This is a genomic window from Capnocytophaga sp., from assembly GCF_030532915.1.
In the GTDB taxonomy this organism is placed as follows: domain Bacteria; phylum Bacteroidota; class Bacteroidia; order Flavobacteriales; family Flavobacteriaceae; genus Capnocytophaga.
On sequence record NZ_JAUNKD010000025.1, the window covers coordinates 14,557 to 36,984 of the forward strand.

Sequence of the window (22,428 nt, forward strand, 5' to 3'; positions counted from 1 at the left end):
CAATAAATGAAAAAAGTCGGAAAAATTTTCAAAGCAACACTTATAACTTTGGTTATCATCATTTTAGCAATGATAGCCGTCCCTTTTTTATTCAAAAACACCATCAAAGAAAAAGCCATTGCAATGGTTAATGAGAACATCAACGCTACGGCCTCCTTGGAAGACGTTTCGATAAGTTTGTTCCAAAATTTCCCAAAAGCAAGTATATTATTAACTAATTTTAATATTATTAACAAAGCTCCTTTTGTGGGCGACACGCTTTTTTATGCCGAAAAAGCAACTATAAAATTAAACATAAAAGATTTACTTTCAGGAAATTATAACATATTGGGATTCAATTTAAAGAATGCTTCTGCACTAATTCACTTAAATGCGGAAGGAAAGGGCAATTATGACATCGCTCTTCCGTCGGAAAATAAAACAGAAACTGTCCAATCTAACCCATTGAAAATAAAAATCCAATCGTATTCCGTTGATAATATGAAGTTTACTTTTAAAAACGATGACGGAAATATGCTTTTGGTCATCGACAGTATCTTTCATCAAGGGGAAGGAAATTTCGCCAATGAAATTTTAGATTTAAATACAAAAAGTAAGGCAAACATTTCATTTTCAATGGATAAAAGTAATTTTATGAATCGTGTTCCGATTTCATTAGATGCCGTTTTAGGAATTGATTTAACGCAACAAAAATACACTTTCAAAGAAAATAAAGCTGTTGTAAATCGCTTACAATTAGCCTTTAATGGTTTTATCCAACTTTTAAACGAAGGGCAACGTTACGACCTTACGTTTAAAACACTTTCATCATCGTTTCAAAATTTTTTGGCACTGCTGCCCGAACAATATTCAAAAAGCATTGAAAATGTGAATACTACCGGAAATTTTACCGTAAACGGAGTGGTTAAAGGTGATATGATTGACGAAAAATTTCCAACATTTGGCATTGAAATGTTTTCAGAAAATGCTTCGTTAAAATATCCCGATCTGCCAAAAACGGTTCGTAACATCAACATTGATTTGAAAATAAATAACGCAACGGGACTTTTAAACGATACAAAAATCAATCTCAACAAATTCACAATGAGCATTGATCAGGATTATTTTGCTGCCAAAGCTAATATTGGTAACATAGTTGAAAATCCACATATAAATACTGATTTAAAAGGAGTTATCAATTTAAAAAACCTTTCACAAGCCTATCCTGTATCGCTTAACAAACAAATGAGTGGTATCTTAAAAATGGACGTTTCTGCTCAATTGGATATGAATTCTGTTGAAAAACAGCTTTATCAAAATATAAAAAGTGAAGGCAACATCTCCGTACAACAATTTGTTTATGAAGGAGATGAGTTGCCCAAACCTTTTCATATAAATGAAGCCGGACTCAATTTCAGTCCTTCACACATTGAATTGAATCGTTTTTTAGCAAAAACAGGTGAATCAGACCTCAATTTACAAGGAAGATTTGATAATTTGTACGGATTTTTATTCAAAAAAGAAATTTTGAAGGGAAATTTCAATATGAAATCCGAAAAACTAACCGTAAATGATTTTTTACAGCCTAGCAAAACAGCAAATAACGCCGAAAAAGAGCAAAAACAAGAAGAAAACACCCAAAATTCATTTAAAATCCCATCTTTTTTAGATTGTAGCTTCACGGCAAATGCCCACACCGTGGTTTACGACAACCTGCAACTAAAAAATGTTTCCGGAAAACTTATTGTGAAAGATGAAAAAGTACTGTTGGAAAACCTAAAAACAGACCTTTTCAGTGGCATTGTTGCCTTTGGCGGAAGTGTATCAACCAAAGAAAACGTCCCCTTATTTGATGCCAATTTGGTTATGAATAAAGTTAATATTACAGAGGCTTTTACAAAGGTGGATATGCTCTCGAAAATAGCCCCGATAGCCAATGTTGTTCAAGGATTAATCAACACAAAAATTGATGTTAATGGAAAGCTAACCAACAACTTAACCCCTGATTTAAATACAATTTCAGGCGAATTATTAGCCTCATTGGTTGATTCAAAAATTAAAAGTGATGCATCACCTTTGCTTTCTTCCTTAAACGCACAATTTTCCGGATTAAATCTTTCAAATTTGAATCTGAAAGACCAAAAAGCCTCGGTTCGTTTTGAAAACGGAAAAGTAAAAATTGAACCTTTCACACTGAAATACAAAGATATAGCCATTGAAATAAACGGAATGCACGGTTTTGACCAAACGATGGATTACAGATTGGTTTTCAATGTTCCGCCACAAATGCTAGGCAATGAAGCAAGTAGTTTATTATCGAGATTAACTCCTGAAAATCAGAAGAAAATAGAAAATATTCCGGTAATTGCCACCGTGGGCGGAACGTTCAAAAATCCAAAAGTTTCAACCGATATGAAACAGGCTGCAACCAATTTGGCATCGCAAATAGCTGCGGGTCAAATCAATAACCTAAAAAACAAAGGAACCGAAGCCCTTAGTGGTCTGCTTTCATCAAAAACGGATTCAACAACCGCCGGAAAAGCCACACAAATGCTTGACAATCTGGTTAACAAAAATAAAGACAGCTTACTTGAACAAACTAAAACACAAGTTAAAGAAGAAGCCAAAAAAGAAGCCAAGAAACAAATCGGTAACTTTTTAAAAGGCTTAGGCGGAAGCAATGAGAAGAAAGAATAGCCTAAAAAAAGTCAAATTCATCAGTTGAATTTGACTTTTTTAGTCTTCAATTTGAATTTTTTCACCCAAAAACTTCGGATTTACAGAAAATAAAATGTCGAAAAACAATTTTGTTCTGGCTAAATACTCACGGAGTTGCGTTTTTATTCCCAAAGCCGAAGGTAAATCGCGGGCATTAAACCCAACAGCTTCTATATCATAATGTTTTGCTAAAAAAATGGCACGCTCATTGTGAAATTTTTGCGAGATTACCGTTAGTTTTGTCTGCCCGAAAATCTCTTTGGCTCTTACCATTGAATCAAGCGTTCTGAAACCTGCATAATCCAAAATAATTTTCGATTCGGGAATTCCTCGCCTAACAAGTTCATCTTTAAACGCTTGTGGTTCATTATAATCACTTCGGCTATTGTCACCACTTACCAAAACACGAGTAATTTTTTGAGCCTTGAACAGGGCAACAGTCGCCTCAACCCGATACCGAAAATACGGATTGACCATTCCGCTTTTTAAAACAGGACTTGTGCCCAAAACCAAGCCTACTTTATTTACAGGAATTTCTTCCAATGAATTGTAAGTCAATCCTTTTACTTGACGAATTACAATTTGATTACACACCAATATCAGCAACAAAAGAAATAAGAAAACCGACAAAATCACATACCAAAATCTTTTTTGCTTTAAAATGGAAGTTTTCATCATTATGTTTATTTTCCAGCAAAGATTTTCACATCTTCTTCTGAAATTTCTTTTCCGCCAAGGATAATCAATCGTTCAATTACGTTACGAAGTTCGCGTATATTTCCCGTCCAATCATACTTTTTAAGCAATTCAACAGCTTTTTTCTCAAATTTTTTAGGGGTTATACCTTGTTCTTGGGCAATTTTTTCAGAAAAATGCGTTATCAACAACGGAATATCGTCTCTTCTGTCATTAAGTGATGGAACTTTTATCAAAATTACCGCCAAACGATGGTATAAATCTTCACGAAAACGCCCTTCGGCAATTTCTTTTTTCAAATCTTTATTGGTAGCGGCAATTACGCGCACATCAACACTAATGTCTTTATCACTCCCTACCCTCGAAATTTTATTTTCTTGTAACGCCCGCAACACTTTTGCCTGAGCAGGCAAACTCATATCACCAATTTCATCTAAAAAAATAGTTCCGTTGTGGGCTACCTCAAATTTTCCGGCTCTGTCTTTAACAGCAGAAGTAAAAGCTCCTTTCACGTGACCAAACAACTCACTTTCAATCAATTCTGATGGAATTGCAGCACAATTCACCTCTACCATCGGGGCATTGACCCGCTCACTTTTTTCGTGCAAGGCGTGCGCCACAAGCTCTTTTCCGGTTCCGTTAGACCCCGTAATTAAAACACGGGCTTCGGTAGGTGCCACTTTTTCAATGATTTGACGAATTTGTTGCAATGCCTCGCTTTCGCCTATCATTTCATATTTTTTGGTAATTTTCTTTTTTAAGCGCTTATTTTCAACAACTAATTCTTTCTTATCCAGCGCATTACGAACCGTATTAAGCAAACGATTTAAATCGGGCGGTTTTGAAATATAATCGTAAGCGCCTAATTTCATTGCGTTTACGGCAGTTTCCAAATCACCGTGACCGGAAATCATCACAAACGGAATTTCAGACTTTATTTTTTTGGTTTCAGTGAGGACTTCCATCCCGTCGAGTTTAGGCATTTTAATGTCACAAAGCACCAAATCATAGTCTTCCTTTTTGATTTTTTCAAGTCCTTCGGCTCCGTCAGCAGCTTCATCAACTTCATAATCCTTATTCTCTTCCGACAAAATTTTACCAAGCACTCTGCGGATAGCAGCTTCGTCTTCAATAATGAGTATTTTAGGCATTTTTTCTGTATTTACGTAATAAAAAAGAAAAACTCCTGAGAGTAATTTGCCCCCAAGAGCTTTTCACAAATCAACTATGAAAACATTTTAGTCTTTAAAAGTCCCTTTAAAATTTGTTTGATACTTCTGAAAATCTTCGCGTGATTTAATATTTTTGAAGTCATCTTTGGCAAATAATTTCAAAAATATCTCAATTTCAGAAGGTTTAAAATAGCCTGTTAAAGGTTGAAGGTAGTCTCCTTTTTCATCAAAAAAGAGCATTGTTGGGTAGGCTTGCACTTGCAAATAATTGGCAAACGGATGTGCTGCATTTCGTTTGTCGGCTTTGGCAGGGTCATATCCCTTATTTTCAAACTTCTGCCCTTTGTAATTAACCACCTCATTGCCTTCGCCATTAAATTTAACGGCGTAATAATTATCGCTTATGTATTTGGCAACATCTTTGTTTGCAAACGTGTTCTTTTCCAACATTTTACACGGTCCACACCAAACGGTGTACACATCAACAAAAATCTTTTTCGGATTTTTTTTCTGGGCTGTGATTGCCTCGTCAAAAGTCATCCATTTAATTTCTTGCGCTGAAAGCAAATTTACACCTGTTAAAATCAAGGCAACGATTGCAATAAATTTCTTTGTCATATTTTATTAAATTTCTATTAAAAAGTTTGTGCTTTCTTTTTATCAAAAATAATGCCACGAATTAAAAAATGTGATTTTTTAAGTTTTACAAATTAATATCGTAAGCTTTTAACTTATTGTAAAGTGTTTTGCGCGTGATGTTTAGCAATTTTGCAGCTTCCGTTTTATTATTTTGTGATTCTTTCAACGCACTGATGATAAGCTCGCGTTCGTTATCCTTGGTTGAGAAAGACATTTTTTCGGAAATAAGGTTGTGTGTTTCCGAAACAATTTCTTCAGGCAAATCATCTTCGGTAATATAATTACCTTGTGCTAAAAGCGTTGCCCTTTTAATCACGTTTGAAAGTTCGCGCAAATTTCCGTTCCAAGGATAAACAAGCATCCGTTGGACGGCTTTTTCTGAAAAACCATAAATTTGTTTTCGCAATTTTTGATTGGCAACTTCCAGAAAATGAGACGCAAAAATCATTAAATCGTCTTTTCGCTCTTGTAACGAAGGTACTTTTATTGAAAATTCATTCAATCGGTGGTACAAATCTTCACGGAATTGCCCCTTTTCAACAGCCGAAAGCAAATCTTCATTGGTTGCCGCCAACACACGAATGTCCACTTCAATTTCTTTGGAACTCCCGATGGGTTTGATGCGCCGCTCCTGCAAAGCTCGCAAAAGCTGAATTTGGTTTTCGTAACTCAAATTACCGACTTCGTCCAAGAAAATCGTTCCGCCGTTGGCTTCTTCAAAATGCCCTTTTTTATCGCTTATAGCCCCTGTAAATGACCCTTTTATATGCCCAAAAAATTCACTCGACGCAATTTCTTTGGGTATGGCACCACAGTCCACCGCTATGAATGGCTTATTTGCCCGATCACTTTTCAGATGGATTGACTTTGCCACAACTTCTTTTCCGGTACCGCTTTCACCGGTGATTAAAACCGACATATCAGTGGGCGCTACCAAACTGATAAATTCATTTAACTTTCTGGAAGCAAGACTAATACCTGCAACAAACGGAGTTTCTTTTTCGGCAGTTTTAGTTTCTTTTTCGGCTTTATTTTTAGAAGGCGGAGCAGACACTACTGTTTGCGAAGAGGTTGAATTTCCCGCATTTTTAATGACATTCAACACATCTTCTTGCTGAAAAGGTTTTGAAATATAGTCAAATGCCCCCAATTTCATTGCTTCAACAGCGGTTGAAACTTCGGCATAACCCGTCATTACAATCACCGGAATTTGAGGATACGCGTCTTTAATTTGTTTCAAAAGCAAAATTCCGTCACCATCAGGCAAGCGCAAGTCAGTGAAAACCATTTTAGTAGAAGGTTTTACTTTTTTCTTGGCTTCTTCCAAAGTGGTGCACCCCTCCACATCGTACCCGTTTCGTTCCAAAAAACGAGTCAGCATTTTTGCAAACGTAATATCATCCTCTACAATCAGAATCGGATTCATCTATCAATGTTTTTAGAAATTAATGATGTAAAAGTTCTGCCAAAGCGCAGATGGAGGCAAATATACACTTTTAAATTAAAAAAACGTGTTAAAAAAAGAAAAAGACTTTTTCTCCCGAAAAAGTCCTTTTTCACAATGCATATAAATACTACTACTAACTCCAAAAATAATGTTTAAAATCATCTAAACTATTCAAAAAAAGTTTTTTTCATAAAATTCTGCTTCAATTCTATTTTTTGAATAGTTTAATGAATGATTTTACATAAAGTAATTGTTTTTCAATAATTTTTCAATATTTAATGAAAATCTTATCTAACAATGTTTTAAACAGCTTTTTTTGCCTTTAACTAATTTTTTGTTTTTACTTATTTAATTTTTCACAATGTAAAAATCAAACCTACGCTTACCTAACAGAAAAATCCGTGCCATTTTCAATCCTCTTTTTCAAAAATAAAATAACAAACTAATAATCAATAATATAAATAAATTTCAAAGTTTTAAACTTTGATTCAAAGCGTGTAAAAACGTGTAAAAACCCTAAATAAACGTGTAAAAAATACACAATCGGGATACACAACCCATTGTGTACCTTGAAATTTCATCTAAAATTTCCGAAATAATTTCGCGTATAATTCAACATTAATTTTTATTTTTGCCCAATCATTCCGAAATTACGTTACAATACTTAATAGATAATTTACAATTTAATGAACAATAGCGTCTTAATATTAGATTTTGGATCGCAATACACCCAACTGATTGCCCGCCGGGTTCGGGAACTGAATATTTATTGCGAAATTCATCCCTACAATCATTTGCCTGAAAATATAGGCGATTTTTCGGCCGTAATCCTTTCCGGCTCTCCATTTTCGGTGCGAAATGAAGAAGCCCCCCACCCCGATTTAAGTCAAATTCGAGGAAAAAAACCATTGCTGGGCGTGTGTTACGGAGCACAATATTTGGCACATTTTAGTGGTGGCGAGGTTGCTCCGTCAAACATTCGCGAGTACGGGCGTGCCAATCTTTCTTTTATAAAAAATGATGAGGTTTTCTTTAAGGATATTCCACAAGACAGCCAAATGTGGATGAGTCACAGCGATACCATCAAACAATTGCCCAACGGAGGCGTTCGTTTGGCAAGCACCAAAGATGTGGAAAATGCTGCCTATCGTATTGAAGGAGAGACCACTTACGCCATTCAGTTCCACCCCGAAGTGTATCACTCTACCCACGGAAAGCAACTTTTGGCAAACTTCCTCATTGAAATTGCCGGCATTCAACCCAGCTGGACACCCGATAACTTCGTGGAAATGACCATCAAAAACCTAAAAGAGCAAGTCGGTAACGAGCAAGTGGTTTTGGGGCTTTCAGGCGGTGTCGATTCCACCGTAGCTGCCGTACTTCTGAATAAAGCCATTGGAAATCAATTACATTGTATTTTCGTAAATAACGGATTGTTGCGTAAAAACGAATTTGAAAACGTTTTGAAACAATATGAAGGTATGGGACTGAACGTCAAAGGAGTAGATGCCTCTGAGCGATTCTTACAAGCCCTGAAAGAGGTTTCTGACCCCGAAGAAAAACGAAAAATTATCGGGCGTGTTTTTGTGGAAGTATTTGATGATGAATCACATAAGGTGGAAAACGCCAAATGGCTGGGGCAAGGCACTATTTATCCTGACGTAATTGAATCGATTTCGGTTAAAGGCCCTTCGGCAACCATCAAAAGCCATCACAACGTGGGCGGACTTCCTGATTTTATGAAACTTAAAGTAGTTGAGCCGTTGCGAATGCTCTTCAAGGACGAAGTGCGTCGGGTCGGAAAAAGTTTGGGCATTGACGACGAACTTTTGGGTAGACATCCGTTTCCGGGTCCGGGCTTGGCAATCCGAATTTTGGGTGACATCACCGCCGAAAAAGTGGCAATGCTTCAAGAAGTTGATGCCATTTTCATCAACGGGCTCAAACAACACGGGCTGTATGACAAGGTTTGGCAAGCGGGAGCTATCTTATTGCCTGTCAATAGCGTAGGAGTTATGGGAGACGAGCGTACTTACGAAAAATGTGTGGCACTTCGGGCTGTGGAATCCACCGACGGAATGACCGCCGACTGGGTGCATCTGCCTTATGATTTCTTACAAAAAATCTCAAATGAAATTATCAATAAGGTAAAAGGCGTAAACCGAGTGGTGTATGACATCAGTTCAAAACCGCCTGCCACCATTGAATGGGAATAATACAATATTTTTTGAAACTGCCAACCACAATTGGCAGTTTTTTATGCAAGAAAAACTCAAAATGTGTGCGATAACAAAAACTTCACACACTTATTAAAATATTTTTTGTACTTTTACCCCCAAAAAATAGCGTAGTAAAATTTTTTGTATGAAAAAAATTATAACATTAGTGATTTTTGGTTGTTTCGGGAATTTATTGTTGGCTCAACAACAATCACATACGGTAAAAGCGAACGAAACCATTGAGGAAATAGCCAAAACGCATCGCGTTTCGCCCAGTGATATTACCAAACAAAATCCTGAATTGAAAAACGGACTGAAACAAGGAATGGTCATTTACATTCCGTCAGGAAAAGTGAAGTATTACAGCACACAAAAACCCCTGAGTTTCAAGTTACACGTGGTGGAAGCAAAAGAAACTTTTTTCGGGCTTTCACAAAAATACGAAATTACCATTGACGATTTAAAACGCTATAACTTCGACCTGTACAACAGAGGGTTACAAGAAGGTGAAACCATCACGATTCCTGTTTTCGGGAAAACTTCAAATATGGTGGAAAGAGGCGTACAAGGACAGAAAAAATACGTGGTAAAACCCCAAGAAACACTTTGGCGAATCGCTAAAAACCATAATATCAGCCAAGAAGAACTCGAAAAAATGAACAAAGGCGTTACTGCCGAAAATTTAAAGGAAGGTCAGGAACTTTGGGTACCTTCCACCGGCGTTGAAACCAAACCGACAAACTCGGATTTGGTGCTGTATGCCGTGGAAAAAGCCGAAGGTTTTTACAGTTTGGAACGAAAATTCGGATTGACGGAAGCCGAACTCATCAAACTCAATCCCGAATTGAAAAACGGATTAAAATCAGACACACAAATTTGGATTCCGAAAGAAAATTTTGAGCATTACAAACAAGGCAGCACGCCTTTAAATTCTGATAATGACCTATTTAAAAACTCAAACCAACAGTTGTTAGCAAATGCTTCTGCCTCAAACGTAAAAGAAATTTCGTTTTTTCTTCCGTTTAAAGTTTCGGACATAAGTGAAACCGATAGAATCGCCACCTTAAAAAGCAGACTTACAGAGAATAAGGTAACTCCCATTGCCACTGATTTTTATTCCGGAACGCTCATTGCCCTAGATTCATTACAAAAAATGGGTTATAAGTTCCGAGCCAATATTTTTGACAGTGAAGTATCTGATAATGAGCTAAAAAAAATCATCAATAGCTCAAATGTTCAAAACTCACAAGTAATTGTGGGGTCGTTTATGGCAAAGTCATTCAACACACTCTCGGCTGCCGTTTCAAACCCTGAAACTGCCATTTTAGCGCCGCTCTCGAATAAAAATATCGATTTGAAAGCCAATGTGTATCAGACACTTCCCACCGAAGAAGTGCAACAAAGCCGAATGATTGAATTTATCCAAAAAAATTATGGTAATGCCAATATTTTAATTTTGGCAGACACCAAAAACACATCAATTCGTGAACGGTTAGAGCGTACGTTTCCCAACGCCAAAGTAGTTACTGAAATTACCGCAGGCGCTATTCCTAACGCATTGGATTACAACCAAGAAAACGTTGTTATTCTGCAATCAAACGAAATCGGATACGTTTCAAACGCCGTGCGTGTATTGCACAATGTGTTACAAAGTAAAAAAGACAATATTTCACCAAAAATCATTTTAACAACCATTGAACGCGGTAATGTTTACGACTCAAACAGCTTGTCAAATAATCAGTTATCTGATTTGCAGTTCACCTACCCTACTTTCAATAAGTTCTCAAACGGAAATGACAATTTCTCAAAAAGATATTTAAAAACCTACGGAATTTTGCCCAGCAAATACGCCATTCGGGGGTTTGACCTTACGATGGACATCGTGCTTCGCTTGGCAATGACCGGAAATTTCACAAGTGCAACTGAACAAATAGGAGAAACTTCGTACCTTGAAAATAAATTTGCTTACCTGAAAAATCCTTATAAAGGCGGAGGCTTTGAAAATCAAGGTGTTTACATCGTCAAATATGACAATATGGAAATTAAGGAAGTGAAATAAACTTTATTTAATAAAAATTGTGGGCTATTTTTTGCATAACCAAAAAAATAAGCTACCTTTGCACCCGATTTGGCGCAACCTCTGGCGAGAGACGTGATATGTTGCCCAATGTAAACTAATTTTCAATTATTTTTATGGAACCTTTATTAAAGTACGTACAAGACAATTTTGTAGCAAAAAAAGATTTTCCTGAATTTTCATCAGGTGACACCATCACAGTGTATTATGAAATTAAAGAGGGAGACAAAAAACGTACTCAGTTTTTTAAAGGCGTTGTAATTCAACGCAAAGGAAGCGGAGCTACTGAAACTTTTACTATCCGAAAAATGTCAGGAACCGTGGGGGTTGAGCGTATCTTCCCGTTTAATATGCCTGCACTTCAAAAAATTGAAGTAAACAAAAGAGGTAAGGTTAGACGTGCCAGAATTTACTATTTCAGAGGGCTTACCGGTAAAAAGGCTCGTATTAAAGAAATTCGCTAAAAATAATCTGGTGAACGAGAAAACATCAAAAGTGAAAAGTAAGGAATATACTTTTCACTTTTTTTATTACGCAAAATATTTTTGGTTTTACAATAAAAAAATGATTTTAATTTCTTAACTTTGACTTTTAAATCTTAAAAAATTCAATCAGACTTTGTACGCAATTCTTGACATAGAAACCACGGGAGGAAAATACAACGAAGAAGGCATTACCGAAATTGCCATCTACCGATTTGACGGTCACGAGATTACCGACCAGTTTATATCGCTTATAAACCCCGAGCGTGAAATTCAGGCTTTTGTAACGAAACTCACCGGAATTAACAATCAAATGTTGAAAAACGCTCCTAAATTTTACGAAGTAGCCAAAAGAATTGTTGAAATTACTGAAAACTGCATCATCGTGGCGCACAATGCCAACTTTGATTATCGCATTCTGCAAACCGAGTTCCAGCGGCTGGGATATCATTTTTCCAGAACTTCATTATGCACCGTTGAACTGGCGCAACAGCTCATTCCCGGCAAAGAATCATACAGCCTCGGTAAATTAACCCGCTCGTTAGGAATACCTATCAGTGAACAACATAGGGCTTCGGGCGATGCACTGGCAACGGTTAAGCTCTTCAAATATTTGCTTGAAAAAGACACTAAAAAAGAAATCATCACAGCCTCTGTAAAAAATGATTCGCAACAGGAAATTGCCGCCAAACACATTCGCATTATTGACGAACTTCCTGAGCGTATCGGGGTGTACTATATGCACAACAAAAACGGAAAAATTATTTACATCGGGAAACACAAAAACATTAAAAAGCGTGTTAATCAGCACTTTACATCATCAACAAAACTTGATGCCTTTTTGCAACGCAACACCCATAAAGTAACCTATGAAGAAACAGGTAATGAACTGATAGCCAAACTAAAAGAAATACAGGAAATTGAGCAAAACAAACCAAAATACAACCGCCGAAGCCGAAAAAAAGCCAATAATGTAAATTATATTTTAACGGCTAACCTTAATAAAGCGGGATATATTTGTTTTTCAACCGAACTCATCGGAACAAATAACTCGTTCATTACCAGCTTTGAAACACATTTTCAAGCTCAAAATTTTTTATATCAAATCACGGAAGAATTCAAACTATGCCCAAAATTGCAAAATTTGTCGCAAGCCCGAAAAAATTGCCATAATTACACTATCAAAAAATGTAACGGAGCTTGTATTGAGCAAGAACCAGTCGCCACCTACAACGAACGTGCCCAACAGGTTTTAGAAAAGTACGGATTTGTAAATCAAACCATTGCAATAATTGACAAAGGCAGAAGCGTTGATGAAAAAAGCCTTATTTTAATCATTAACGGAGTTGTCAAAGGGTACGGATTTTTCAATTTGAATTACCAACTGTCACAACTGGAAATCATTGAAAATCTGGTAACGCCCCTACCCGATTCGCTCCAAAATCGGCATATAATTCAAACCTACATACGAAACCATAGTATACTGAAAATCACCAATTTAAACAAACAAAAAACTTTTAATAACAATGAATAAGAAAATTTTAATCGGTCTTTTGGCGGTATCTGCTCTTTTGAATATGTACCTGTTTAACAAACAAAAAAAGACAGGAACAATCAAAGAAACTACTGAAAATCAAGTAAGTAACAAAGTTCCAAATGATGAAAAACAAGTGCTTTTAGATTCCATTCGGAAATTGGTCATTGAAAAAAGTGAATTGCAATACTTTGACATTCAAGACAATGGCTACGCACAAGATTATTTTGCCGAAATGGGAATTAACAACGTTTCTGAATTAATCACCCAAGCCATTTTAAAAACAAACACAGCACAGGGGAAACATCCGCTCATTCGTTTTGCCCCAAAAAACACACATTTTCAAACAAATAAGATTAAAATCTTAAATCACAAATGGATTATTTGCGACTTTTCAGACGGTGCACTATGGGGCGAAATTCTTCTAAAATATCATATTGATAATCAAAAAAATGTAGAATTTACCGTGCTTGACGACTTGCTATATCCGGAAGACAGACCGTAAACCGGCTGATTTTCACCACATTTCTTACAATTTAAGAGAATACACAGCTAAAACATGTATTCTCTTTTTTTATTATAATCACTTAAAATACAATACTTTATCAATTTCTTGCAGACTCTCATCAACCGATAAATTATCCATCGCAAGCACGTACGTCGCCCGAGTGTAGTACGGGTTTCGTTCAAATAAATGTTTACGGATAAAATCCTCCAAATCATCATCAGCGAGGTGTGAGAGCAATGGGCGGTTTTCTTTTTCACAAGCAAGCCTTTTTACCAATGATTGATAACTGTATTTCAGGTAAATAACATTTTTAGTAGCTTCTAAAATTATATCCATATTAGTGCCAAAACAAGGCGTTCCGCCACCGAGTGCCAACACAAAATCGGTGTCAAGCTGCATCAATTCTTTCAAGTATAAACTTTCTTTTTTTCGGAAATAAATTTCACCCTTCGTTTTAAACAAATCACAAACCGAAGAGTTTTCTTTCGCTTCAACATAGCTATCCAAATCAATGAAAGCGATGTTTTTTTGCTTTGCCAAGGCTTTTCCGAGCGTAGATTTCCCGCTTCCCATATAGCCTATCAAAATTATTTTCATATTTAACAAATTGTTTTTTAACGTTTTGAATTTTACAGGGCAAAATTAACACATTTTTTTCTTGCAGAATAAAAAATTTGTCTTATATTTGCACCCGCATTCAGCAAATGAATGATGACTCGGTAGCTCAGTTGGTAGAGCACAACACTTTTAATGTTGGGGTCCTGGGTTCGAGCCCCAGCCGGGTCACAGGGTTATACAATTTGTTTTTTTATTTTTAATTGGACTCGGTAGCTCAGTTGGTAGAGCACAACACTTTTAATGTTGGGGTCCTGGGTTCGAGCCCCAGCCGGGTCACAGAAAAAGTTAAGTTTTTCGGCTTAACTTTTTTTGTAACTGCCTACGTGGAGAAATTGGTAGACTCGCCATCTTGAGGGGGTGGTGCTTTCGGGCGTGCTGGTTCGAATCCAGTCGTAGGCACAAAAACGCTGATGAATCAATTTTCAACAGCGTTTTTTTTTATTTTTAAATGGTTGATAAACGTCGTTTTTTCACAATTCGGCTTTGAGCATTCGCGGATTTCCCGACAAATCTTCGCGCAGTTCCACCCGCCCAAAACCTTTATTTTTCATCATTTGCATCATTTCTTTGCCTAAATATTCATTGATTTCAAAAAAAAGTTTCCCGTTCTCGGTGAGTGATTTTTTAGCCAAATCGGCAATTTTTTCATAAAACATAAGTGGCTTATCATTCGGGACAAACAACGCCAAATGAGGCTCATAATCAAGTACATTGTTATGAATTTCTTGCTTTTCCAATTCCCTAACGTATGGCGGGTTGGAAACGATAATGTCATATTTTTGCGAAAGAAAATCCGTTTTTAGAATATCCTGCTGCAAAAAACGAAGATTTTTAACTCCGTTCTCACGGGCGTTTTTTTCAGCCGTTGCAAGGGCTTTTTCCGAAATATCTAACGCCGTAACCTCAGCTTGTGAAAGTTCTTTGGCAAGTGAAACAGAAATACAACCGCTTCCGCAACCAATATCCAAAATACTTATTTTCAGATTTTTATCCGTTTCAGAAAGTATCCAATCAACTAACTCTTCGGTTTCCTGACGCGGAATCAATACGTTTTCATCAACAAAAAAACGATTGGAATAAAACCACGTTTCGCCCAATATGTATTGTATCGGTTTTCCTGTTTTGAGTTGCTCAATTGCCATTGCGATTTTTTCTTCAACAGAAACGGCAAGAGTTTGTTCAGAATCAAGCAAAACCGCTGTACGTGAGCGATTTGCATAAAACTCCAACAACATAAAATAAAAAACCTGAATTTCCTCTTTCGGATAGAGAAAATCCAGATTTTTGTGCATAAATAATTGTAATTCTTTGATTGTCACGTTTAATTAAGGCGTAATGTTTGTCCTACTTGCAAGTTGTTACTCGACTTTTCGTCCAATTTATTTAGGTCTATGATTTGTTGCACCGAAATTTTTTGTTCGCGGGCAATTTTGTAAAGCGTATCGCCACTTTTCACCGTATAATAACGTTCAGCGGATTTATTTTCTGCTTTTTTCTGCTGAATCTCAGTGGTTTTCACGGCAGGTTTTGTGACAACTTGCACGGGTTTCGGCTCTTCGGTCATTACTTTTTCGCTCGCTACGGCTTCTCCGCTCATTCCCAGCACCTGTTTGTCATATTCTTGCAAATTATGTTTTCTGATAAGCTGAATGAGTTTGTTGGCATAACCGGGGTCGGTGGCGTAACCCGCTTTTTTAAGTCCGTGCGCCCAACCTACGTAATCATCTGGTTTTAAATCGAATAAAAATGCATATCGGCTGCGATTTACCAAAAAAGCAGAATGGTCTTCAAACGATTCAAAAGCGTATTTATACCTGCGGAAACACTCGCCTTTCTCGTCGTCATCGTGCGTCATTGTTTTTCCTTGCCAAGAGGAATGACACTTGATTCCGAAGTGGTTATTTCCGTGTCGAGCCAATTTTCCTTGCCCCGAACCGCTTTCCAAAATGGCTTGTGCCAGTGTGATGCTTGCCGGAATTTTATAGCGTTGCATTTCCACCATCGCAATTTCTTTGTAATCTTCAATATATTTTTGTGTTACCGAAGCCGTTACCTGAACTGCCGGCGGAATTTCGTGATAATCCTGCTCGGCATTTTCGTACTTGATGGTCGCTGTTTTTTTCGGCGTTACCACAGCCGAAGGTCGTTGCCCGCGATAGGTTACCTTTTTCGGGTTTTTCTTGTTTTTGTAATACTTTGAAGAACAAGACGATAAGGCAATCACTGAAAGCAACAGTAAACTCATTTTTTTAATCATAATGCAATATTTCTTGATGTTTTTTGGCTCTTTTTTGATTTATTCCCTCAATGCCCTGCAAACCGCCGGTATGAATGGCAAGCACTTTGGCGTTGGGTTTAAAAAAATTTTTGTTTGCGAGGGCAAAAATAGCAAAAATCATCTTACCTGTATATATCGGGTCTAAGGAAATTGCTGTTTTTTTGTTAAAATCATTCAAAAAATGAATTAATTCGTCTGAAATTTTGGCATATCCTCCAAAATGATAATCGTGAATGAGTTGCCAATTGGTTTTTTGAGTATAGCTTTTTATCACATCGGACAAAAATTCACCTTTCAAAGCAGGAAATCCCAATACGTTTTGATGCGGAAAACTGGCGTTTATCAATCCGGAAATGGTTCCGCCTGTTCCCACCGCCGAACAAATCACATCAAACATTGCATCTTGTGGGGTTAAAATTTCCTCACAGCCCTTCACGGCAAAAGCATTGGTTCCGCCTTCGGGAACGATGTATACATCTGAACCATAAGCACTTTTTAATTCTGACAGAAACTCATCGGTGTGCTTTTGACGATACGCCTCGCGGGTTACGAACCGAAAATCCATTCCGCATTTTCGGGCAAAACTGAGCGTTGGGTTTTCGTTTATTTTTGAATGAAGTTCCTCCCCGCGAATGATGCCAATGGTTTTGAGCCCCATCAATTCACCGGCGGCGGCAGTGGCAGCAATGTGATTGGAATACGCCCCGCCAAAGGTGAGCAACGTATTTTTTCCTTCTCGTTGGGCTTGCAAAATATTGTATTTCAGCTTTCGGAGTTTATTTCCCGAAACAAAATCGTGGTTTTTATCTTCCCGCTTGATGTAAAGCGAAACACCATTGGACAGCGAAATGTTTACTTTCTGGTTTTCAACCTGTAAGTTATCAAAATAAAGCGGTTGCATCATCAAACGGAATTTTGAGGCAAAGATAACACTTTTTTACCAAAGATTTTTTTTTATCGGTATTATTAGGATGAAATATTCTCAACAAAATAACAAAAATACCTAATTCAAATTCATAAAATAATCACAAAACACCAAAAATATTTGGATTTCTCAAAAAAAATATTATATCTTTGCACCAAAGTAACACAACTTGCCTATGAAGCATTCGTATTATCTCTTTCCGAAGGTATATTTTGTATAGATTTTCTTTTCTATTAAGTGAAAAATCCCTTAACTGAGCCACAGGTTAGGGTCTTCTTCAAAAAAAATGTGCAAAAAAACAATTTTTTAATTAAAAACAATCGGCATTATGAGAGTATTTTTTTTGTATGCAGTTTTATTTTTTATGACACTGACATCGTGTTATAATGAAAAAGAAGATGCAGAACTTAGAGCCACCAAAGAAGAGCGGGAAGCCTTGCTAAAAGAAATCAGAAGTATTTTTATCGCACACGGGGCAGACCCGAGCAAAGTTTCTATTTCCGACACCATTACCAAAGCGGAAATTAAGGTTATGTATAGCAGAATGGCTGAAATTGAGGAATTTGCAAAAGCAGTTAAAGAACCTGTCGTTATTGACCCCGATGATGGTGAGACGAGATCTATTGACCTTACCGAAGAAGAATTTGAAATCGTTAAGGAAATGCTAAATAAAAACTCTCCGAAAGACCCTATTGATTTTATCCATAAAAGAAGGGATTCCATCACGGCAAAACGAACAAAAGATTCTTTGGACGCTATTTCAGCTAAAGGTGCATTTGGTTACTGGCCTTGGCCTACCAGAGTATATATCCCCAATAGACACGCTTTTTATATTTCAAGACGATACAAAAGGCTTTATGGTATGATTGATGCCAGTCTAAACGTTATAGGCTCATATTTCTACGAACAAGGAAGTAGCCGTATTGATGGCACTTCCTTAACGTCAAATATGACAGGAATTATGTTGGGAAAAAGCTATAAACACTTATGGGGAAATATGAGTTTTCATCAGCAACCTACCCTTCTTAATTCTTCTTCGGGAAAAATGTACATACCTGGCGCTGCGTTTCAAGGATATGGAGAATTTACATTTGGGCTTCTTCCTGATTATATAGGCTCAGTATATTCTGAAAATATCAGGTTTCACGGATACTATGTACCAGGTGGATACGATTCTATGACATTGGAATAAATCAAAACTACGGAAAACAATCACCTCATTTTAACCTTTTTCCGTATTACCCAAAATAATTCCGTTAGTGTTTTTATCCTAACGGAATTATTTTTTTATCTTTCTACTCAAAAAAAACAAACGACACCAAACCAAAACCGCCCACGGGTGCTACCCCCTCCTGCCATTTTGTCATATTTTTTCTTTTGGCACAATCATTGACTATTAGATGCTCGAAGCCAAAAACGGAATAGTTTCGTTTGGAGCTAAAAATAATGTCGAATTTTAAAAAGAAAAAAGAATATGAGCAAAATTATTGGAATAGATTTAGGAACCACCAACTCGTGTGTTTCTGTTATGGAAGGTAATGACCCCGTGGTAATTACCAATGCCGAAGGAAAAAGAACTACCCCATCAGTGGTGGCTTTTGTGGACGGAGGCGAAATTAAAGTAGGTGACGCCGCCAAACGTCAGGCGGTTACCAATCCCAACAAAACCGTTTATTCAATCAAACGTTTTATGGGGAACAAATTTTCGGAATCGGACAAAGAAGTTGCCCGCGTTCCGTACAAAGTGGTGAAAGGCGACAACGATACGCCACGCGTGGATATCGACGGACGTTTGTACACTCCGCAAGAAATTTCGGCTATGGTGCTTCAAAAAATGAAGAAAACCGCCGAAGATTTCCTCGGGCAAACCGTTACCGAAGCCGTAATCACCGTGCCGGCATACTTCAACGATGCGCAACGTCAGGCAACCAAAGAAGCGGGCGAAATCGCAGGACTTAAAGTACGCCGAATCATCAACGAACCGACTGCCGCAGCCTTGGCGTACGGGTTGGACAAAAAACATTCCGACCATAAAATCGTAGTGTTTGACTTCGGGGGCGGAACGCACGACGTTTCCGTTTTGGAACTCGGCGACGGCGTTTTCGAGGTGCTTTCAACCGACGGAGATACGCACCTTGGAGGTGATGACGTGGATGAAAAAATCATCAACTGGCTTGCCGAAGAGTTTCAAGCCGAAGAACAAATGGATTTGCGTAAAGACCCAATGGCGCTGCAACGACTTAAAGAAGCCGCCGAGAAAGCCAAAATCGAGCTTTCGTCTTCCACACAAACCGAAATCAACTTGCCGTACATCACCGCAACGGCTACCGGTCCGAAACACTTGGTGCGTACGCTAACGCGTGCCAAATTCGAGCAACTTATTGATGATTTGGTAAAAAGAACCATCGAACCTTGTAAAAAAGCATTGGAAAATGCAGGATTAAAGCCAAGCGACATCGATGAAATCATCTTGGTGGGCGGTTCAACCCGTATTCCTGCCGTGCAAGAAGCCGTTGAGAAATTCTTCGGAAAGAAACCAAATAAAAGTGTAAACCCTGACGAGGTGGTAGCCATCGGAGCAGCCATTCAAGGAGGCGTTTTAACGGGCGACGTGAAAGACGTATTGCTTTTGGACGTAACGCCGCTTTCGCTCGGAATTGAAACAATGGGTGGCGTGATGACCAAGTTGATTGACGCCAACACCACCATTCCGACCAAGAAATCACAAGTGTTTTCAACCGCTGCCGACAATCAGCCGAGTGTGGAAATCCACGTGTTGCAAGGGGAAAGACCGATGGCAAACGACAACAAAACCATTGGGCGTTTCCACTTAGACGGAATTCCGCCTGCCCCACGCGGCGTGCCTCAAATTGAAGTTACTTTTGATATTGACGCGAACGGAATTATCAACGTAACTGCCAAAGACAAAGGCACGAACAAGGAGCAGAACATTCGCATCGAAGCATCGTCAGGACTTTCTCAAGAGGAAATCGAAAAGATGAAACGCGAAGCTGAAGCCAATGCCGAGGCGGACAAAAAAGCCAAAGAGAAAGCCGACAAAATCAACGAGGCGGACTCAATGATTTTCCAAACCGAGAAACAACTCAAAGAGTTTGGCGACAAGCTTCCGGCGGATAAGAAGTCGGGCATCGAGTCGGCTTTGGAGGAGCTTAAAAAAGCACATCAAAGTCAGGATTTAGGTCAGATACAACCTGCTTTGGACCGAATCAACGAAGCCTGGAAGCAAGCCTCCGAAGACCTTTACAAAGCACAACAAGCCCAAGGTGAACCGCAAGCCAACACCAGCGGAAACCAACAGCAACAAAACGGCGACAACGTGCAAGATGTAGATTTTGAAGAGGTAAAATAGTCCGTAGCACGGACAGGCAATAAATACAGCCCCACCTGATAGTAATTGGGTGGGGTTTTGAACTAACCACTATATATGGAAACTAAACATAGTTACTAACAATGGGAATAGAAAATACTACATTAGGAAAAATTCTCCAACACCTTTATGAGCATTTTTTACCTTATTTAAATGGATTCAACACATTACTATTTGCTATTATAGGCATCCTTTTTGAATTGGATTTCAACAAAATAGGATGGATTATATTTATTATCGTGGTTTTTCTAACTATTTTTCAAATACTCGAACAGGTAAAATACTCTAAAACAGTTGAAAAATTAGAAGAAGAGAAAAACGGAGAAATAACACAACTTAAAGAAGAAAAGGGCAAAATAGAATTAAAAGTTCAAAGTTTAGAAAATCAAATATCAAAAATAAATAATAATTCTATTGACCTTGTTGAAACATATCTTGCTAATTTATCAGATAAAATAAAATTAGGCTGTGATGGAAGGATAACTTTATATAAATTTATAAATAATGAGTTTTACATTTTGGGTAGATTTTCTGAAAATCCCGAATTGAAAAAGAGAAGTAGAGTTAGTTATAAACAAGAAGGTCTTATTTTTAAAGCTTGGAAAGAAGGGAAATTTTTTATAACAAAAGGAATACCTTCTCCAACAACAGTAAGAGGAACATTTTACCAAAAGTATTATAAAGTATTAAATAAAATTGCTCCAATAGATAAAAACACTGTTATCAGTATGAGTATGAAAAGTAGGAGTTTTTATTTGAAGGCTTTAAAAGATTCTACAAGAACAAAAAATACATCTATTATTGCTATTGAAAATTTACAAGAAAATGCTTTTCAAGAAAATGTAATAAATTCTACTTTAAATGTAGAGGAGGAAAAAAAATTAACTAATTTTGTAGAGAAAATAGATTGGGTATTCCCTAATATTGATGAAGCAAGACAAAAAGGATTTTAAGTATGGAACGAGTAATTAACATATTGGATTATTTATATTTAAAATATCCTAATCCAAATCAACTATCTATTTCAAGAGTAATGAAGTTACTTTATTTAATAGAATGGCGATATGCAATAACAAAATTTGAAAAACTAACAGATATAGAATGGATAAATACTGAATATGGTCCTTTTTATAAATCTCTTAGAGATATTTTTAATGAATCTTCAAATTTTGATGTAAAAGACGATATTGATGATAATGGCAGAAAGCAAACAATGATTTTCTTCTTAAATAGAAAAGGAGATATAAATTTAAAAGAAAATACAAAAGAGGTTATTAATTTTGTTATTGATATTTGTAAGGATTATTCTTGGGTTGAATTAAATAGTTTGGTTAATTCAACGTATGGAGTAATAAATACTCAACAAGAGCAAGTTATAAATATTTTAGAATTGGCAAAAAAATATAAGGGTAAGAAATAAACTTTAATTTGTAATATTATTTTATATCTATATTCTTCGCAGAGTCTGCGATGCTCATTTCAGCAGTGTTTTATTAAAAATATAATTTTACTTACCTTATTTCAACCATATTTTTAAGATGTAACTACAAAAAACCTTTGGCAAAGTTTTAAAACTTTGCCAAAGGTGATATGTAACACCCCATTTCATCAGTGATTTGACAAAAATAAAATGTTACACAACCCATTTCACTATTATTTTTCTAAAAATATAATCATATCACACCCATTTCACCACTATTTTACCCAAAATATAATCTTACACGCCCCATTTCACTACTGTTTCACCA

Annotated in this window: 18 protein-coding genes and 3 tRNA genes; 13 read left to right on the forward strand and 8 right to left on the reverse strand. The window is 37.0% G+C overall.

From position 1 onward, the window contains the following. The first annotated feature begins 6 nt into the window (after positions 1–6). Positions 7–2,676 carry an AsmA family protein gene (locus Q4D72_RS08590; protein ID WP_303077429.1) on the forward strand — a complete coding sequence of 890 codons (2,670 nt, stop codon included), beginning with the start codon at positions 7–9 and terminating at the stop codon, positions 2,674–2,676. A 39-nt stretch (positions 2,677–2,715) separates the two neighbouring features. Here the strand turns inward: Q4D72_RS08590 and Q4D72_RS08595 are convergent, their stop codons facing one another. The 4 genes from Q4D72_RS08595 to Q4D72_RS08610 form a co-directional block, all read right to left on the reverse strand. After that, entirely contained in the window at positions 2,716–3,375 is a 660-nt protein-coding gene (locus Q4D72_RS08595; protein ID WP_368502040.1) for a vancomycin high temperature exclusion protein, read from the reverse strand. 5 nt (positions 3,376–3,380) lie between these two features. Then, complete coding sequence (locus Q4D72_RS08600; RefSeq protein WP_303077430.1) at positions 3,381–4,544, reverse strand: sigma-54 dependent transcriptional regulator; 1,164 nt, start codon at positions 4,542–4,544, stop codon at positions 3,381–3,383. An 87-nt stretch (positions 4,545–4,631) separates the two neighbouring features. Further along, on the reverse strand, positions 4,632–5,183 hold the full coding sequence (locus tag Q4D72_RS08605) for a thioredoxin family protein (RefSeq protein ID WP_303077431.1): 552 nt from the start codon (positions 5,181–5,183) through the stop codon (positions 4,632–4,634). 85 nt (positions 5,184–5,268) lie between these two features. After that, positions 5,269–6,630, reverse strand: a complete 1,362-nt coding sequence (locus tag Q4D72_RS08610) for a sigma-54 dependent transcriptional regulator (RefSeq protein WP_303077432.1) — start codon at positions 6,628–6,630, stop codon at positions 5,269–5,271. 707 nt (positions 6,631–7,337) lie between these two features. Between Q4D72_RS08610 and guaA the strand changes: the two genes are divergently transcribed. From guaA to Q4D72_RS08635, 5 genes are all read left to right on the forward strand, one after another. Next, positions 7,338–8,867, forward strand: a complete 1,530-nt coding sequence (gene guaA, locus Q4D72_RS08615) for a glutamine-hydrolyzing GMP synthase (RefSeq protein WP_303077433.1) — start codon at positions 7,338–7,340, stop codon at positions 8,865–8,867. 148 nt (positions 8,868–9,015) lie between these two features. Then, the gene (locus tag Q4D72_RS08620; protein ID WP_303077434.1) at positions 9,016–10,929 is read left to right on the forward strand and encodes a LysM peptidoglycan-binding domain-containing protein; all 1,914 of its coding nucleotides are present in this window, start codon (positions 9,016–9,018) and stop codon (positions 10,927–10,929) included. A gap of 134 nt (positions 10,930–11,063) precedes the next feature. Next, complete coding sequence (gene rplS / locus Q4D72_RS08625) at positions 11,064–11,411, forward strand: 50S ribosomal protein L19 (RefSeq protein ID WP_303077435.1); 348 nt, start codon at positions 11,064–11,066, stop codon at positions 11,409–11,411. Positions 11,412–11,565: 154 nt separating this feature from the next. Then, positions 11,566–12,963 carry an exonuclease domain-containing protein gene (locus Q4D72_RS08630; RefSeq protein WP_303077436.1) on the forward strand — a complete coding sequence of 466 codons (1,398 nt, stop codon included), beginning with the start codon at positions 11,566–11,568 and terminating at the stop codon, positions 12,961–12,963. Beyond that, positions 12,956–13,468, forward strand: coding sequence for a hydrolase (locus Q4D72_RS08635; RefSeq protein WP_303077437.1), 513 nt, complete (start codon positions 12,956–12,958; stop codon positions 13,466–13,468). Before Q4D72_RS08630 ends, Q4D72_RS08635 begins: the two co-directional genes overlap by 8 nt. Positions 13,469–13,546: 78 nt before the next feature. Here Q4D72_RS08635 and Q4D72_RS08640 read toward each other — a convergent pair whose 3' ends face one another. Further along, positions 13,547–14,068, reverse strand: a complete 522-nt coding sequence (locus Q4D72_RS08640; RefSeq protein WP_303077438.1) for a shikimate kinase — start codon at positions 14,066–14,068, stop codon at positions 13,547–13,549. 116 nt (positions 14,069–14,184) lie between these two features. Between Q4D72_RS08640 and Q4D72_RS08645 the strand changes: the two genes are divergently transcribed. From Q4D72_RS08645 to Q4D72_RS08655, 3 genes are all read left to right on the forward strand, one after another. Further along, a tRNA-Lys gene (locus Q4D72_RS08645) sits at positions 14,185–14,257 on the forward strand. Positions 14,258–14,292: 35 nt separating this feature from the next. Continuing rightward, a tRNA-Lys gene (locus Q4D72_RS08650) sits at positions 14,293–14,365 on the forward strand. 41 nt (positions 14,366–14,406) lie between these two features. Then, positions 14,407–14,488, forward strand: a tRNA-Leu gene (locus tag Q4D72_RS08655). A gap of 71 nt (positions 14,489–14,559) precedes the next feature. Here the strand turns inward: Q4D72_RS08655 and prmC are convergent. Genes prmC through Q4D72_RS08670 form a run of 3 tightly spaced genes read right to left on the reverse strand, consistent with a single transcriptional unit; the run spans position 14,560 to position 17,268 of the window. Continuing rightward, positions 14,560–15,408: a peptide chain release factor N(5)-glutamine methyltransferase gene (gene prmC, locus Q4D72_RS08660; RefSeq protein ID WP_303077439.1), complete on the reverse strand. Its 849-nt coding sequence runs from the start codon at positions 15,406–15,408 to the stop codon at positions 14,560–14,562. Positions 15,409–15,410: 2 nt separating this feature from the next. Beyond that, positions 15,411–16,346 (reverse strand): glucosaminidase domain-containing protein, encoded by a 936-nt coding sequence (locus Q4D72_RS08665; protein WP_303077440.1) that lies wholly within the window; start codon positions 16,344–16,346, stop codon positions 15,411–15,413. After that, on the reverse strand, positions 16,339–17,268 hold the full coding sequence (locus tag Q4D72_RS08670) for a 1-aminocyclopropane-1-carboxylate deaminase/D-cysteine desulfhydrase (protein ID WP_303077446.1): 930 nt from the start codon (positions 17,266–17,268) through the stop codon (positions 16,339–16,341). Before Q4D72_RS08670 ends, Q4D72_RS08665 begins: the two co-directional genes overlap by 8 nt. A gap of 352 nt (positions 17,269–17,620) precedes the next feature. Between Q4D72_RS08670 and Q4D72_RS08675 the strand changes: the two genes are divergently transcribed. The 4 genes from Q4D72_RS08675 to Q4D72_RS08690 all read left to right on the forward strand — a co-directional run bounded on the left by Q4D72_RS08675 (position 17,621) and on the right by Q4D72_RS08690 (position 22,100). After that, complete coding sequence (locus Q4D72_RS08675; protein WP_303077441.1) at positions 17,621–18,484, forward strand: hypothetical protein; 864 nt, start codon at positions 17,621–17,623, stop codon at positions 18,482–18,484. Between the two features lie 282 nt (positions 18,485–18,766). Then, positions 18,767–20,662, forward strand: coding sequence for a molecular chaperone DnaK (gene dnaK, locus Q4D72_RS08680; RefSeq protein WP_303077442.1), 1,896 nt, complete (start codon positions 18,767–18,769; stop codon positions 20,660–20,662). Positions 20,663–20,763: 101 nt separating this feature from the next. Beyond that, on the forward strand, positions 20,764–21,633 hold the full coding sequence (locus tag Q4D72_RS08685; RefSeq protein ID WP_303077443.1) for a hypothetical protein: 870 nt from the start codon (positions 20,764–20,766) through the stop codon (positions 21,631–21,633). Positions 21,634–21,635: 2 nt separating this feature from the next. Next, entirely contained in the window at positions 21,636–22,100 is a 465-nt protein-coding gene (locus tag Q4D72_RS08690; protein ID WP_303077444.1) for a Panacea domain-containing protein, read from the forward strand. Positions 22,101–22,428: the final 328 nt, after the last annotated feature.